General features: G+C 69.6%; 14 protein-coding genes. 6 read left to right on the forward strand and 8 right to left on the reverse strand.

The annotated features are described in order from the left end of the window. The 4 genes from ACIPC1_RS20320 to ACIPC1_RS20335 form a co-directional block, all read left to right on the forward strand. On the forward strand, positions 1-927 hold a 927-nt coding region (locus tag ACIPC1_RS20320; RefSeq protein WP_402518822.1), incomplete at its 5' end, for a 2-oxoacid:ferredoxin oxidoreductase subunit beta. After that, complete coding sequence (fdxA, locus tag ACIPC1_RS20325; protein ID WP_384383382.1) at positions 924-1,247, forward strand: ferredoxin; 324 nt, start codon at positions 924-926, stop codon at positions 1,245-1,247. The genes ACIPC1_RS20320 and fdxA, both read left to right, overlap by 4 nt. 165 nt (positions 1,248-1,412) lie before the next feature. Continuing rightward, positions 1,413-1,715, forward strand: a complete 303-nt coding sequence (locus ACIPC1_RS20330; RefSeq protein WP_402518824.1) for a hypothetical protein — start codon at positions 1,413-1,415, stop codon at positions 1,713-1,715. A gap of 208 nt (positions 1,716-1,923) precedes the next feature. Next, positions 1,924-2,286 carry a hypothetical protein gene (locus ACIPC1_RS20335; protein ID WP_402518825.1) on the forward strand — a complete coding sequence of 121 codons (363 nt, stop codon included), beginning with the start codon at positions 1,924-1,926 and terminating at the stop codon, positions 2,284-2,286. Between the two features lie 11 nt (positions 2,287-2,297). Here ACIPC1_RS20335 and ACIPC1_RS20340 read toward each other — a convergent pair whose 3' ends face one another. From ACIPC1_RS20340 to pcaC, 4 genes are all read right to left on the reverse strand, one after another. After that, on the reverse strand, positions 2,298-3,182 hold the full coding sequence (locus ACIPC1_RS20340) for an IS5 family transposase (RefSeq protein ID WP_402518826.1): 885 nt from the start codon (positions 3,180-3,182) through the stop codon (positions 2,298-2,300). 53 nt (positions 3,183-3,235) lie between these two features. Further along, positions 3,236-4,015, reverse strand: coding sequence for an exodeoxyribonuclease III (locus tag ACIPC1_RS20345; protein ID WP_384383377.1), 780 nt, complete (start codon positions 4,013-4,015; stop codon positions 3,236-3,238). Between the two features lie 156 nt (positions 4,016-4,171). After that, positions 4,172-4,804 carry an MBL fold metallo-hydrolase gene (locus ACIPC1_RS20350; RefSeq protein ID WP_402519501.1) on the reverse strand — a complete coding sequence of 211 codons (633 nt, stop codon included), beginning with the start codon at positions 4,802-4,804 and terminating at the stop codon, positions 4,172-4,174. A 91-nt stretch (positions 4,805-4,895) separates the two neighbouring features. After that, on the reverse strand, positions 4,896-6,191 hold the full coding sequence (pcaC, locus tag ACIPC1_RS20355) for a 4-carboxymuconolactone decarboxylase (RefSeq protein ID WP_402518828.1): 1,296 nt from the start codon (positions 6,189-6,191) through the stop codon (positions 4,896-4,898). A 479-nt stretch (positions 6,192-6,670) separates the two neighbouring features. On the opposite strand from pcaC, the gene ACIPC1_RS20360 reads away from it, so the two are divergent. Together ACIPC1_RS20360 and ACIPC1_RS20365 are read left to right on the forward strand one after the other, a co-directional pair. After that, positions 6,671-7,891, forward strand: a complete 1,221-nt coding sequence (locus tag ACIPC1_RS20360) for a metallophosphoesterase (protein ID WP_402518830.1) — start codon at positions 6,671-6,673, stop codon at positions 7,889-7,891. Positions 7,892-8,365: 474 nt separating this feature from the next. Beyond that, positions 8,366-10,261: an SMI1/KNR4 family protein gene (locus tag ACIPC1_RS20365; protein WP_402518832.1), complete on the forward strand. Its 1,896-nt coding sequence runs from the start codon at positions 8,366-8,368 to the stop codon at positions 10,259-10,261. 86 nt (positions 10,262-10,347) lie between these two features. Here the strand turns inward: ACIPC1_RS20365 and ACIPC1_RS20370 are convergent, their stop codons facing one another. The 4 genes from ACIPC1_RS20370 to ACIPC1_RS20385 form a co-directional block, all read right to left on the reverse strand. Further along, on the reverse strand, positions 10,348-10,602 hold the full coding sequence (locus tag ACIPC1_RS20370) for a transposase (RefSeq protein ID WP_402518833.1): 255 nt from the start codon (positions 10,600-10,602) through the stop codon (positions 10,348-10,350). A 5-nt stretch (positions 10,603-10,607) separates the two neighbouring features. Further along, positions 10,608-10,751 carry a hypothetical protein gene (locus ACIPC1_RS20375; RefSeq protein ID WP_402518835.1) on the reverse strand — a complete coding sequence of 48 codons (144 nt, stop codon included), beginning with the start codon at positions 10,749-10,751 and terminating at the stop codon, positions 10,608-10,610. Positions 10,752-11,005: 254 nt separating this feature from the next. Further along, positions 11,006-11,221: a DUF6243 family protein gene (locus ACIPC1_RS20380; RefSeq protein ID WP_384383320.1), complete on the reverse strand. Its 216-nt coding sequence runs from the start codon at positions 11,219-11,221 to the stop codon at positions 11,006-11,008. A 498-nt stretch (positions 11,222-11,719) separates the two neighbouring features. Continuing rightward, positions 11,720-13,045, reverse strand: coding sequence for a sulfite oxidase (locus tag ACIPC1_RS20385; protein ID WP_402518837.1), 1,326 nt, complete (start codon positions 13,043-13,045; stop codon positions 11,720-11,722). Positions 13,046-13,284 lie beyond the last annotated feature (239 nt).

Raw genomic sequence — 13,284 nt, forward strand, 5'->3', positions numbered from 1 at the left:
TTCATGCCCGAACTCGGCCTGGCGAAAGAGAACATCGTCTTCGTCTCGGGCATCGGCTGCTCCTCCCGCTTCCCCTACTACATGAACACCTACGGCATGCACTCCATCCACGGCCGCGCCCCCGCCATCGCCACCGGACTCGCCTCCAGCAGACGCGACCTGAGCGTGTGGGTCGTCACCGGCGACGGCGACGCCCTCTCCATCGGCGGCAACCACCTCATCCACGCCCTGCGCCGCAACGTCAACCTCAAGATCCTGCTCTTCAACAACCGGATCTACGGACTCACCAAGGGCCAGTACAGCCCGACCTCAGAGATCGGCAAGATCACCAAGTCGACGCCGATGGGCTCCCTGGACGCACCCTTCAACCCGGTGTCCCTCGCCATCGGCGCCGAGGCCTCCTTCGTGGCCCGCACCGTCGACTCCGACCGCAAACACCTCACCGACGTACTGCGCCAGGCCGCCGCCCACCCCGGCACCGCACTCGTCGAGATCTACCAGAACTGCAACATCTTCAACGACGGCGCCTTCGAAGTCCTCAAAGACAGACAGCAGGCCCAGGAAGCGGTCATCCGCCTGGAACACGGACAGCCCATCCGCTTCGGCGTGGACGGCTCGAAGGGTGTCGTGCGCGACACGCTGACCGGCGACCTCAAGGTCGTACCCGTCACGGACGAGAACCGGCCGCAGGTCCTCGTCCACGACGCCCACACCGCGTCCCCGACCACCGCCTTCGCCCTCTCCCGCCTCGCCGACCCCGACACCCTGCACCACACCCCCATCGGCGTCTTCCGCAGCGTCGAACGGCCCGTCTACGACACCCAGATGTCCGACCAACTCGACACCGCCATCGAACAGAACGGCAAAGGCGACCTCGCCACACTGCTGGCCGGCAACGACACCTGGACCGTGGAGAGCTCCCCATGACGTACGTCATCGCCCAGCCCTGCGTGGACCTGAAAGACAAGGCTTGCATCGACGAATGCCCCGTCGACTGCATCTACGAAGGCCCTCGCAAGATGTACATCAACCCCGACGAATGCGTCGACTGCGGTGCGTGCGAGCCCGTCTGCCCCGTCGAGGCCATCTTCTTCGAGGACGACACCCCTGATGAGTGGGCTGACTTCCGCACGGCGGACGCCGAGTTCTTCGCCGAGCTCGGCCCGCCGGGTGGTGCCGCCGGCCTCGGCCCGGTCGAGCGCGACCACCCCGTGGTGGCAGCCCTGCCGGTCCCGGCCTCCCCGTGAGGTCCAGGTGGAGCACCCAGCTGTCAGGGTGAGCTCGGCGCAGGATCACACACGACACTTTGACGCGTCCCGGCCGTCTCCTCGGCTTCATACGCAGCTGTCTTCAGGTCAGTTCACGCAAGGGAGAAGCCCGACCTGCGCCAACATCGATGGGGCGCGGCCCTGGTGCTCAGGCTGTCCGCGGGCAAAATGCTCGCGGCGGACGCCGAGGCCTCTTTGTCCCGCAGAGCCGGGCCCCTCCGCTGGAGCACCCGGCCGTCGGCGCGTACGGCCCTCGTCTTCCAGGGCGTGAACGACGTCCCCCGGAGCGCGACCGCGGGAACCGCGTGGATCATGGACAGCCCGGACTTTGACGGCTTCGACGCGGTGCTGCGGGATCCCGAGCATCCGGCGCGGATTCTGCCCGAGTCCTACAGCGGGCACCATGCGCATCCGGGGGATGCGGGGCGGGTCTTGCCGCGCCGGTGAAGTCGGACGACCCGCTCGGCCGGGATTCAGCTCGTACGGCGTTTGAGGACAGGCCCGTCAGCACGGACGGGGGCTGAGGGGTGCCCCCGGGGCACGGAACTAGGGCCTGTCCGATGGGTCGTGTGAGCTGTTCAGGGCCGTGGCCTAGTGTTTGCTGCTGAACGAAGGGGGTCGCTTGCCACGCGATACAGCCGAAGCAGAGGCGGGGATGAAGGGGATCACGTTTCCTGCCTGGCACGGAAAGCACTACGTGACCCTGGCTGAGCTACTGGTCCGCCTCGGCAGCTTCGGCCTGGACCTGAAGTGGCGCGTCGAATTTGATGAGATCGTCGATCCCCGCTGTGTCGAGATGGAGAGACGGTCTGCCGACGCTGGCATAGACACGTTGACGCTGCTGTCGCTGACGACCCCCTTCCTCCAACTGATCGACGCCGAAGCACGCGGGTCCGCCGACGACAGGGTGTTGGTCGTCCTGACGGAAAGAGACAGCTCGTTGTGGGACGTCAGGGCTGTCGACGAGCGCGTACTCAGCGAACTTCGCCGCCACTATCCGGGTGCAACGGACCTCTGAGAGAAGGTGTTTCACCCCGGGTGGAGCCATAGGCGGATCGAGGCCACGGTGACCGTCCCCTGGAAGACGTACGCCCTCTTGTCGTAGCGCGTGGCGACGGCGCGGAAGTTCTTGAGCCCGTTGATGGTCCGCTCGACTTCGTTACGGCGGCGGTAATCCGTCTTGTCGAACCCGGTGGGCCTGCCGCCTTGGCTGCCGCGGCGCCGGCGGTTGGCCCGCTGGTCTCTAGGCTCGGGGATCGTGTGCTTGATTTGGCGTCTGCGCAGGTGATGTCGGTTCTGGCGTGACGAGTACGCCTTATCCCCTCCGACATGGTCAGGCCGGGTGCGCGGTCGTCCACCAGCCGGCCGGGGCACGCGGTTCTCCTCCAGCACGGGAATCATCTGCGGTGCGTCCCCCAACTGACCGGGCGTGATGACAAACCCGAGCGGGCGGAGCCCGCCCTCTCCGGCGAGGTGGATCTTGCAGGTGAGCCCGCCTCGCGAGCGTCCCAGTGCCTCATCGGTGCGGTGACGCGCCGGTCCCCTTCGCCGACCCGGGATCTTCGGGGCACGGGTGGAGGCGCCAGCCGCGTGCTGATGAGCACGGCAGGTCGTGGAATCGACGCTGACCATGCTCCAGTCGATCCGGCCTTCGGCATCGGCGTCGGCCTGGACGGCCCGCATGATTCTCTCCCACGTGCCGTCCGCCGACCACCTTCGATGACGGTCGTGAACCGTCTTCCAACTGCCGAAGCGGGGCGGCAGGTCCCGCCAGGCGAGGCCGGTCCGCTGCCGGAACAGAATCCCGTTGATCACACGCCGGTGGCATTGCCAGCGTCCACCCCGGCCGCGATTCGCCGGCAAGTGCGGCTCCAGCCGAGCCCACTCTTCATCCGAAAGATCCCCCCGCCCCATGTCCCACGGAACGAGTTCCCAGCCGGAGCGTCACACGACCCCTCGGACAGCCCCTAGACGTCCAGGTCCACCACGACCGGCGCATGATCCGACGCGCCCTTGCCCTTGCGCTCCTCGCGGTCCACATACGCGTCGGTGACGGCCTTCGAGAACGCCTCGTTCCCGTAGACCAGGTCGATGCGCATGCCGCGGTTCTTCGGGAAGCCCAGCTGACGGTAGTCCCAGTAGGTGAACGGGTGGTCGTACTTGAGGGGGCGCGGGACCACGTCCGAGAGGCCCGCCTCGCGCAGGGCGGCGAGAGCGGCGCGCTCGGCCGGCGTGACGTGCGTGGCACCGTCAAAGAGGGTGATGTCCCAGACGTCTTCGTCCGTCGGCGCCACGTTGTAGTCACCCAGCACCGCGAACGGCCGGCTCCCGGTCGCGTCGCCCGCGATCGCCGCCTTGAGTGCCTCGAACCACTGGATCTTGTACGCGTAGTGGGGGTTGTCCACCTCGCGTCCGTTCGGCACGTACACCGACCAGACGCGGACCGGGCCGCAGGTCGCGGAGACCGCGCGGGGCTCCTGGACGCTGTCGAAGCCGGGGTCGCCGGGGAGGCCCTTGACGACGTCCTCAAGGCCCACTCGGGAGACCACCGCCACGCCGTTCCACCGCCCCGTGGCGTTCACCGCCGACTCGTAGCCCAGCTCGCGCAGCTCATCCGTGGGGAACTGCTCGGCGGTGGTCTTGGTCTCCTGGATGCACAGCACGTCCGTGCCGCTGCTCTCCAGCCAGGCCAGCAGCCTCGGGAGACGGGCGGTGATCGAGTTCACGTTCCAGGTGGCGATGCGCATGACTCACAACCTACCGGGCGGGTACGACAACGAGCCCGGCAGCGCCTTGTGCGTGCCCTGGTGCGTGGGCGGCCGTGTCCGTGGGGGGCCTGGCGCGTGGGCGGCCATGTCCGTGCGTGGCCTGGCGCGTGCGGGAGCCCCCGTATCCGCGGTGGCTCAGACCTCCGCGGACGTCCCCGGCGTGAGCCGCAGGTGCTCGGAGCCGCCCAGGGCGCCGATCTGGTTGTCGTAGATCGGCCGGGCGAGGTCGGTGAGCAGGCTGTCGTGGATGTCGTACGCGCGCTGCGGCTTGACCTCGCGCACGTAGTCGATGACCTCGGAGATCTTGCTCCAGGGGGCCATGACGGGGAGCAGCAGCGTCTCGACCTGGTGGTCGGGGACGGTGAGTGCGTCGCCCGGGTGGAAGACACGGCCGTCGACGAGGTAGCCGACGTTGGTGATGCGCGCGATGTCCGGGTGGATCACGGCGTGCAGTTCGCCGTGCGCCTGGACGTCGAAGCCCGCGGCCGTGAAGGTGTCACCGTGGCCGACGGTGTGCACGCGCCCCGGGAACGCCGCCGAGATCTGGTCGGCGACCGACTTCAGCGTCCAGATCTCCGCGGCCGGGTTGGCCTCCAGACCGGCCCGCAGCCGCTCTTCGCTGAAGTGGTCGGCGTGCTCGTGGGTGATCAGGATCGCGTCCGCGCCGACCGCGGCGTCCTCTTCACTGAAGATGCCCGGGTCGATGACGAGCGTGCGTCCGTCCTTCTCCAGGCGGACGCAGGAGTGCGACTTCTTGGTGAACTTCATCAGAGTCATGCCTCCATCCTCCCCCCACCGACCCGGCGACCGCCTGCTCAGACTGGTGGTCCTACTGCCCGGATGAAGATCACGGGGGCGGTCACTCCTGGGGCGTGGTCTCTTCGCGGATGACCTGCTGGGCCACCTTGAAGGCGCTGTTCGCGGCCGGTACGCCGCAGTAGACGGCCGCCTGGAGGAGCACCTCCTTGATCTCCACCGGGGTGAGACCGTTGCGGAGGGCGGCGCGGATGTGGAAGACGAGCTCGTCGAGGTGGCCGCCCGCGACCAGCGCGGTGAGCGTGACACAGCTGCGCGAGCGCCGGTCGAGACCGGGCCGGTCCCAGATCTCGCCCCAGGCGTACCGGGTGACGAATTCCTGGAAGTCCCCGGAGAACTCGTCCGCCGAGGCCAGCGCCCGATCCACGTGCGCATCGCCGAGCACCTCACGGCGCACCTTGATCCCGGCGTCGTACGGGTCGGGTCGCCCCAGGGTCTCGGCCCGGGCGACGGGCCCCGCGATCTCGCCCACCGGGGCCCCCGAAGCAGGCGGGACGAGGACCGGCTTGACCGGCGCCGCCGGGATCGCCGTCTGGCCGGTCGCCGAGTCGAAGGCGGGCTGCCAGGCGCTGGTGAAGTGCCGTACCAGCAGGTCGGTGACCGCGGCGGGCTGTTCCACGGGGACCAGGTGCGAGGCCCCGGGTACGACCGCGAGCCGGGCGTCCGGTATCCCGGCGACCAGGGTGCGGGCCTCCGCGGGCCCGGTGACCTGGTCGTCGGAGCCGACCAGGACGAGCATCGGCACCCCGATGCGGGTGAGTTCGGCCCGTACGTCGAACGCGGCGAGCGCCTCGCAGGCGGCGATGTAGCAGCCCGGGTCCGTGGTGCGCACCATCTGCACGGCCCACTCGGTGATCGCGGGCTGGGTGGCGGCGAACCCTTCGGTGAACCAGTGCTCGGGCGACATCCGGGCGATCGGGTCGAGCCCGTTCGTTCGTACGATCACACCGCGTTGCCGGAACTCGTCCGCCGTTCCGAAGCGCGGCGAGGCGGCGATCACCCCGAGGGAGGCGAGCCGCTCCGGGTGGCCCAACGCCAGCTCGATCCCGATGGCGGCTCCGAAAGCGCACCCCGCGTAGCCGAAACGCTGCACGCCGAGCCCGTCGAGCGTGGTGAGCAGCCGCTCGACGACTTCGGCGACCGAACCCGCCGGATAGGCGGGCGCGCCACCGTGTCCGGGCAGATCGAAGCGGAAGATCCGCCAGTGCTTCGCCAGCTCCGGGACCTGCCGATCCCACATGTGCCAAGTGGTACCCAGTGAGGGACCCAAGATCAGGACAGGGGCGTCTTCTGGCCCGTCGAAGCGGTATTGCAGGGTGCTCTTCGGTGTCTCACTCACTCGCCTGACCCTCTCATCTGTCACGACAGCCCCTATGAGCGGGGGCTGGCTGTAGTTGTCCAACCAGGTGGAAGACCTCTCAGGCAGCGTAGCGTTTGAGGCAATGGACGATTTCGCGCCGGTCTTGCCCTCCGTGATCCGGCGCTCGTAGCAGTCCTGGGTGCGCGGGTCGACCCGAAGGCGAGTGAACACGATGCGATGGAGCGCGGCATTGGCCTGCCGGCCACCACCACGGTTGAGGCGACGGTACTGCCGGTGTCCCGAGGTGTGAACGGCGAAATTCCCCCCGTGGACGCCACAGAATTGGCCCTGGGGATCGCGGCGTTGACGCCTTCGTCCCCAGAGGGATGACACAGTTCCTCGGTCGCCCCGTCGCGCACGGTGGCGATGAAATGGGCATCAGCGATCGGCAAGACGTCTCTCAGGACGACCGGATACAGTGCGCGCTCCGGCAGTCCGGCTACTTGAGGAGGGGAAGCGTGACCGCCACCAGCGAGGCCCGATCCGCGGACAGTGCAGGGCCTGCGACCCAGCAGAGCCGACTGAGCCGCCTGATGCGCTACATCCCTTTGATCGCCCCCGTCCTGCTGTGGACCGTGCCCTGCTGGGTGCTACTGCACGCCGGGCAGCACTGGCCACTCCCCGTGGCGCTGGGCGGCACGGCCCTGTTCGTCCTCGGTCTCATCGCTATGCCGCTCGCGATGGTGCGCGGCCACGGCCGGCGCCAGCAGGACTGGGCGGCGATCGTCGGGGACATCCTCCTTGGGGCCAGCTGGGTGCTGTTCACCTGGTCCGTCCTGCTCGGCGTCCTGCTGCGCCTCGCCCTGACCCTGGCCGGCGTGGGCGACGGTCAGAACCGGGCCCGGATCGTCACCTGGGCGGTCCTCGGCGTAGCCGCCGTGCTGCTCGCCTGGGGGTACGCCGAGGCCCGCCGGGTGCCACGGGTGCGCCAGCTCGACGTACAACTCCCGCGCCTGGGAGCCGGATTGGACGGCACCCGCGTCGTTCTCATCACCGACACCCACTATGGCCCGCTCGACCGCGCCCGCTGGTCTGCGCAGGTCTGCGCGAAGGTCAACGCCCTGGAGGCCGACCTGGTCTGCCACACCGGCGACATCGCGGACGGCACGGCCGAACGCCGCCGCGCCCAGGCCGCCCCGCTCGGCAGCGTGCGAGCCACCCGGGCCCGGGTCTACGTCACCGGAAACCACGAGTACTACAGCGAGGCCCAGGGCTGGGTCGACCTGATGGACGAGCTGGGCTGGGAGCCGCTGCGCAACCGCCATCTGCTGATCGAACGCGGCGGCGACACCCTCGTGGTCGCCGGCGTGGACGACGTCACCGCCGAATCCTCCGGCCTGGCCGGCCACCGCGCCCACCTCGCCGGAGCCCTGAACGGCGCCGACCCCGACCTTCCCGTCCTGCTCCTGGCCCACCAGCCCAAGTTCGTCGACCGAGCCGCAGCAGGCGGCATCGACCTCCAACTCTCCGGCCACACCCACGGCGGCCAGATCTGGCCCTTCCACCACCTCGTCCGCATCGACCAGCCCACCGTCGCCGGCCTCAGCCGCCACGGCACCCGCACCCTCCTCTACACCAGCCGCGGCACCGGCTTCTGGGGCCCGCCGTTCCGCGTCTTCGCCCCCAGCGAGATCACCCTGCTCATACTCCGCTCCCCGCAGCGGCGCCCCACTCGATAACACGGAGCGGGCCGACAATCCGGCATGGACCGGTTCACCGAGGAGTCAGATCGTGCCTCGTCCTCCCTTGCGCGGACGCCGCCGGTCGGCCATTTCAACCCAGAACGCATCCCTGACCTTGCGCCGCCATCCGACGCGCACCGCCGTTGAAACCGCTGGACAACACAGACTGCGGCCAACCTTCCCGGTCCGAGCTCTTCCCCGCGTGCGCCGACACCTGGGCATCGGGGCGCGCGGCCGTGAAGGGTGCTGCCCGAACTGCGGATGCCCCTCGGCTCGTGTCCAGGACCACTGCCATCGGCAGCTCCAGGACGTGGCGCTGGCCGGCCGACCGGTGCAACGCAGGGCCCCTATCGGGACACGCCCCGCCAGCCGGCACCGACAACTCACCATCCCGGCCAACCGCCGTCAAGAACGGACGGCGTACGCCTTCTGAGTGACTCGTTGTCAGTGGTGGCTGGCACGATCTCGGTCATGAGCGACGAGTCTTTCAACTGGCAGAACTTCCTCGGCCGTTGGCAGGAGGAGTGGGTTCCCCGCGCCGAGCACCAGGAGGGCGGGGACGGCGGGCCGGGTCCCGTCAGGCTGGGCAGGCCAGGGGCGGACGAGGCCGCGATCACCACGGTCGAGAAGCGGCTGGGGAAGCGACTGCCGCCCTCCTACCGCCAGTTCCTGGTTGCGAGCGACGGATGGCGTGTGGAGCAGACGGCCGGGGTTTATCAGCTCGGTGGGATCGCGGACATCGACTGGTCCGGGGATCCCTACGGATTGACCGAGATGTACGAAGAGAATCTGGACGACGACCCGGGCGAGCAGGAAGTCCTGCTCGCCGGCATGTGGCAGCGATCGCTGCGCCTGGAGACGGACTCCGATATGACGCTGGCTCTGCTCGACCCGGGCGACCGCGATGAGCACGGCGAGTGGCCGCTCTACATCTACAAGGGCTGGAGCGGTGAATACCCGAACCGCTACCCGTCGTTTCGTGCCTACATGGAGGCCATGTACCGGAGCTTCCACGGCGACCGGGCGGGGCGGCCGGACTTCGAGAACGCCACCACGCGCGCCCAGGACGCCCGGGTCGAGGAGGCCCGCCTCCTCGCCCTGCGCGGACAGCATGAGGAGGCCCTGCCCTTGCTCGAGGAGGCCCGGTCCTTCGGACGACCGAACAGCGCCATTCTGCTGAACCAGTTGCAGCATCTGGCGGCTCCCCGCGCTCAGCGGGACTACGGCTCCCTTGTGGCTGACCCCCGCTATCTGCCCGAGCTCCTTACGGTGTCGGCCATCGAACCGGCCTCTGGCGCATGGCGACTGGGCGGAGACGACCACTGGCTGGGGATGATGGCCGCCCGTGGAGTCGACCGGGAAATCGCCGAGGCCCTGTTGAGCGCGCTGCGCGACGGCACCCATCGCTATGAGCCGCCGGGTGCGTGGGGCCGGGCCGTCAACGCGGCCCGGGAGTCGGCCCGATGGGGAGCGACCGATGCCGCGTGGCGAATGCTGCGTGGCGCGCTTACCCAGTGGACACCACCTGGGCCTTTGCTACTCGCGCCGCTTGGCCTGCTCGCCGATCCGGTTCTGGGGTCGCTGATCACCCCGCAGCGCGGGCGAGAGATCCTCGCGACCCCGCGCGCAGGCGAGTCCGGGCCCGCTCCCGAGCCGACGCCCGATCTCGACCCGCCGGGTCTCAGCTGGCTGGTGACGACCGGGATACATGGGCGGCCGTTCGACGCGTACCGCTGCGTCTGGGTCGAGGGCACCGACCCCGCCGACCTACCCGCTCTGATAGGCGACGAGGGTGCCGAACTGAGTGCGCCCGTGCACGCAGCCAGGGCGTACCGGTCGTTGAGGCAGAACCACGAGCAGGAGGGCGTCGAGCTCTGGGAGGACCGGGCCGCGGTCATGGCCGGCCGCTGCGGCGAGGGGTGGGCCTTCGCCTTCGACGGCCAGTCCCACCAGGGCATCAACCACCTGTTCCAGTCCCCCGCCGCGGCCGCCTCCGCGTCGGGTCGCGCCGTGGTGGTGTGGCGTGAGCCGCAGCGGCACTCGGCTGATCACCCGGCCGCATTCCATGTCTCGGTGGCCGAACGCGGCGTGGAACTCTATGCGTTCACGGTGCGGGGCAACGACATCCGGCGCTCGGGTGCGATACCCAACACCCTGGATCCCGCGCGATTTGTCGGCTCACCGGACACCCATCCTGACCGAGAGATACGCCTGTTGGAGACCCTGCACGCCGAACTGGGCATTTCGCTTCCCTGTTTCGCCCTGTCCCAGGGCAGCCTCCCCATGTTCACCACCCGGTCCTGGACCCGGGCGCCGCGTGAGGGCGAAGGCTTCGCCTACCTGAGCTTCGTACGGCGTCGCCCCTGAGGCGACGCCACCGCAGAGCCGCGCCCACGGCCGCGCCCACGGCCTCGGCCACCCGGGCGAAGCGGCGGTCGTCGTATTCGGCATTGTCACCCTGCCCAGCCGTACACCCCGTGGCTACACCGCCGCTGCTCCCCTGGGCAGCGCGTCCAGGAGTCCTGCGTCTGCGGGTCGACCCGCAGACGCGTGAACACGATGCGATGGAGCGCGGCGTTGGCCTGACGGTCGCCGCCGCGGTTGAGGCGACGGTGCTGCCGGCGTCCGGAGGAACGCTCGGCGGAACTGACCCCGCACAGCACAGCGAAGGACGCCTCACTGTCCACGCGTTCCGGGTTGGCCCCCACCGTGATCAGCAGGTGACGGCCGTGTCCGTGCCGATGCCCACCACGGTCAGCCGTTGCGGGGCGCAGCGTTCGACGAGCCGGGGCAGGCGGCCGTCCAAATCCTGGATTTGCGCGGTGAGCTGTCCTATTCGGTGGGGGCCAGCAGACACAGGGTGATGCGGGTGGCCTGCAGCTCCGTCCCTGCTTGCGTCCTCGTCGTTCTTGCTGTCGTCGGCGAACCGTGCGCAGGTACGGAAGTGTGTCGGGTCGCAGCCCGGCCAGTTCCTCCCGAAGGATCGGGTTCGGCGGGTGCTCGGCCGAGAGCTGAGCGGGACCGGCGGCGCCCAGTACGTCAGTAGGGCCCGGACCGCGCGTCGCGGTCCGGGCCCTACCCCATGCGGTGCCGCCCTGCGGCGGCGGTGCGTCAGCTCTGTGCGGCGTCGTCGCTCGTCTGCCCAGCGTCCTCGGCTGCGCCGACCTTCTCGCGCATCTTGCGCACCAGCTCCGCCTTCTGGTCGGCAGCACCCTGGCGGTCGAGGTTGCGGTGCGGACCGTGGTTCTGCCGTTCGGCGCGGGACAGCTTCTTCCGCTTGCCGCCGCCCATGCCCACGGGGTTGTTGATGTTCTTGCTCACGGTCACGGGTTCTCCCGGCAAAGATGTGAAGTGATCTACGGATTCATCGGTGAGAGACGGGCGCGGCGACGTCGAAGGACGTCAGCAGGGGCCCATCACCCGCTCACTCGTAAATCGGCGTCTGAAAGAACATGACCAAGACGGTACCCGGTCCCGTCGGCCCCGCACACCAAGTTTTTCGCCGTCCCGGCGTCGGCCGGGCCTTCAGCGAGCACCCGGGGCCAGCCGTTTCCTTCCAGTCGGCTAACGGACCATGCCCCCTCACATCACGGAGCCCCGCCGGATGGAGGCGGGCCAGCGGGGGTTCTGCCTCGTGCTCTTCTGCCACACTCCGATCACGAACACTATCGATGCACCGGGACCAAGAAGCCCTCACCTGTACAAACGAGAGGGCAGGGCTCGTCGTCTCACTCACCGTTCCACGCCAACGTCCGTCCCCGTGGGGGCGGACACAGGCCCTGCTTGTGCACGCCGCCCACACGGGTCCGCCACCTGCACATGCACTCAGGACACCTGCACGGGGTGTCGGACCACCGCGTCGAAGAGATAACCCTGGGTGTTGAGAACGGTCGTCTCCGGCTGGGTGCGGCCCGTGGTGTCGGTCGCCCGGGCCAGCAGGGTGTACGTCCCTGGAGTCTTCGGACGCCAGTCGGTGGACCAGCGGACCCAGCCCGCGCGGCTCGGGGCGTCGTACAGCCGGGCACGTCGCCAGTTCGTCCCGCCGTCGGTGCTCACGTCGACACGGCGGACGCCACCGGCACCCGACCAGGAGCGGCCGGTGAGCCGATGGTCCGCGCCGGCCGGGAGGTTCGCGTTCCAGGCGAGCTCGAAGGCGCTCTTGAGGGTCTGGCGGGTGAGGGGCGCGCTGCCGCCCTCGGGGTACGCGGCGCCGAACAGCCGGTAGAAGTCGGTGTTCCACGGCGAGTAGAGCGGCTGGGCGGACACCTCGATGTCGCCGACCCACTTGATCGAGGCGATGCCCACCCAGGAGGGCACAAGGACGCGCACCGGGTGACCGTGGTCGACCGGCAGCGGTTCGCCGTTCATCTCGTACGCGAGCAGTACGTCGTCCAGTGCCTTCGACAGCGGCAGCGGACGGCGGACACGGCCCAGGTTCGTGCCGTCCGCGGTGACGTATTCGGCGTCCAGGCCCCGGGGCAGGACGTCCACGGCTCGGTCCGTGAGTCCGGCCCTGCGCAGGACCTCGGCCAGCCGTACGCCTTTCCAGCGCGCCGTGCCGATCGCGCCGAGCGTCCACGCGGTGCCGCTGACCGGCTGCCCCTGCTGCGTCGTGAAGAAGCTGCGGCCGTTGCCCGCGCACTCCACGAACGCGGTGCGGGTGGTGGCGGGGAGCCGCTTGAGGTCGGCGAGGGTGAACTCGACGGGCTCCTCGCGCGCGAGCCCGTCTCCCCAGAGGGTGAGGGTCCATGCCTTGGCGTCCAGGACGGGGGTGGAGGTGTGGTTGCGTACGAAGAAGTGGTCGTTGGGGGTGTGGTAGCCGGTGCCGGCGAGGGACGCGAACCTGGTCTCGGCGTTCGTGCCACGGGCCGTGAACCACTCGTCCGGGAGGGGTTTCACGATCCCGGGAACCGTCGCGGAGGGAGCCACCGATGTCCCGTTGGCAGCCGTGGCAGCACTGGTAGCCGTGGCGGCCGCTGCGGGTGCGCCGAAGGCCGTGGGCACGGCCGTGGTGAGCCCGGCCGCGGCGAGCAGCCTGAGCATGTCGCGGCGGGCCACCCCGTCGGCCCGCGCGTCTCCCGCCAGCCACTGACGGAGTCTGCGGCGGTCGTAGGCGGATTCGGAGTCGGGCGTGGGAGACGACTGGGGCATGGAGGGGCCTGCCTTTCGGGCCGTTCGGGCGGGAGGCGAACGCGCGGGGCACGGTGGGGTGCGCCGCGCCGTGGGCGTGCGAGGGGACGGCACCCCAGGGGGCGCCTGAACTACAAGAGGGGTTACGGCGTCGGCAGCGGGACCGCGACGGCCAAGGCACGGACCGTGTCCGTGGTGAGGATCAGCAACAACAACCGCGCGACGAACACGCGCAGGACCGCGGGGCGGGGCGGTGGTCA

The sequence above is a fragment of the Streptomyces sp. NPDC087263 genome (genome assembly GCF_044744645.1).
In the GTDB taxonomy this organism is placed as follows: Bacteria; Actinomycetota; Actinomycetes; order Streptomycetales; family Streptomycetaceae; genus Streptomyces.

Excerpts from the sequence above, each read along its gene's own strand:
- ACIPC1_RS20345 (WP_384383377.1), bottom strand. The coding sequence starts at position 4,015 with ATGCGCATCGCCACCTGGAACGTGAACTCGATCACCGCCCGTCTCCCG.
- ACIPC1_RS20350 (WP_402519501.1), bottom strand. The coding sequence starts at position 4,804 with ATGAAGTTCACCAAGAAGTCGCACTCCTGCGTCCGCCTGGAGAAGGAC.
- ACIPC1_RS20365 (WP_402518832.1), top strand. The coding sequence starts at position 8,366 with ATGAGCGACGAGTCTTTCAACTGGCAGAACTTCCTCGGCCGTTGGCAG.
- ACIPC1_RS20340 (WP_402518826.1), bottom strand. The coding sequence starts at position 3,182 with ATGGGGCGGGGGGATCTTTCGGATGAAGAGTGGGCTCGGCTGGAGCCG.
- fdxA (WP_384383382.1), top strand. The coding sequence starts at position 924 with ATGACGTACGTCATCGCCCAGCCCTGCGTGGACCTGAAAGACAAGGCT.
- ACIPC1_RS20335 (WP_402518825.1), top strand. The coding sequence starts at position 1,924 with ATGAAGGGGATCACGTTTCCTGCCTGGCACGGAAAGCACTACGTGACC.
- ACIPC1_RS20385 (WP_402518837.1), bottom strand. The coding sequence starts at position 13,045 with ATGCCCCAGTCGTCTCCCACGCCCGACTCCGAATCCGCCTACGACCGC.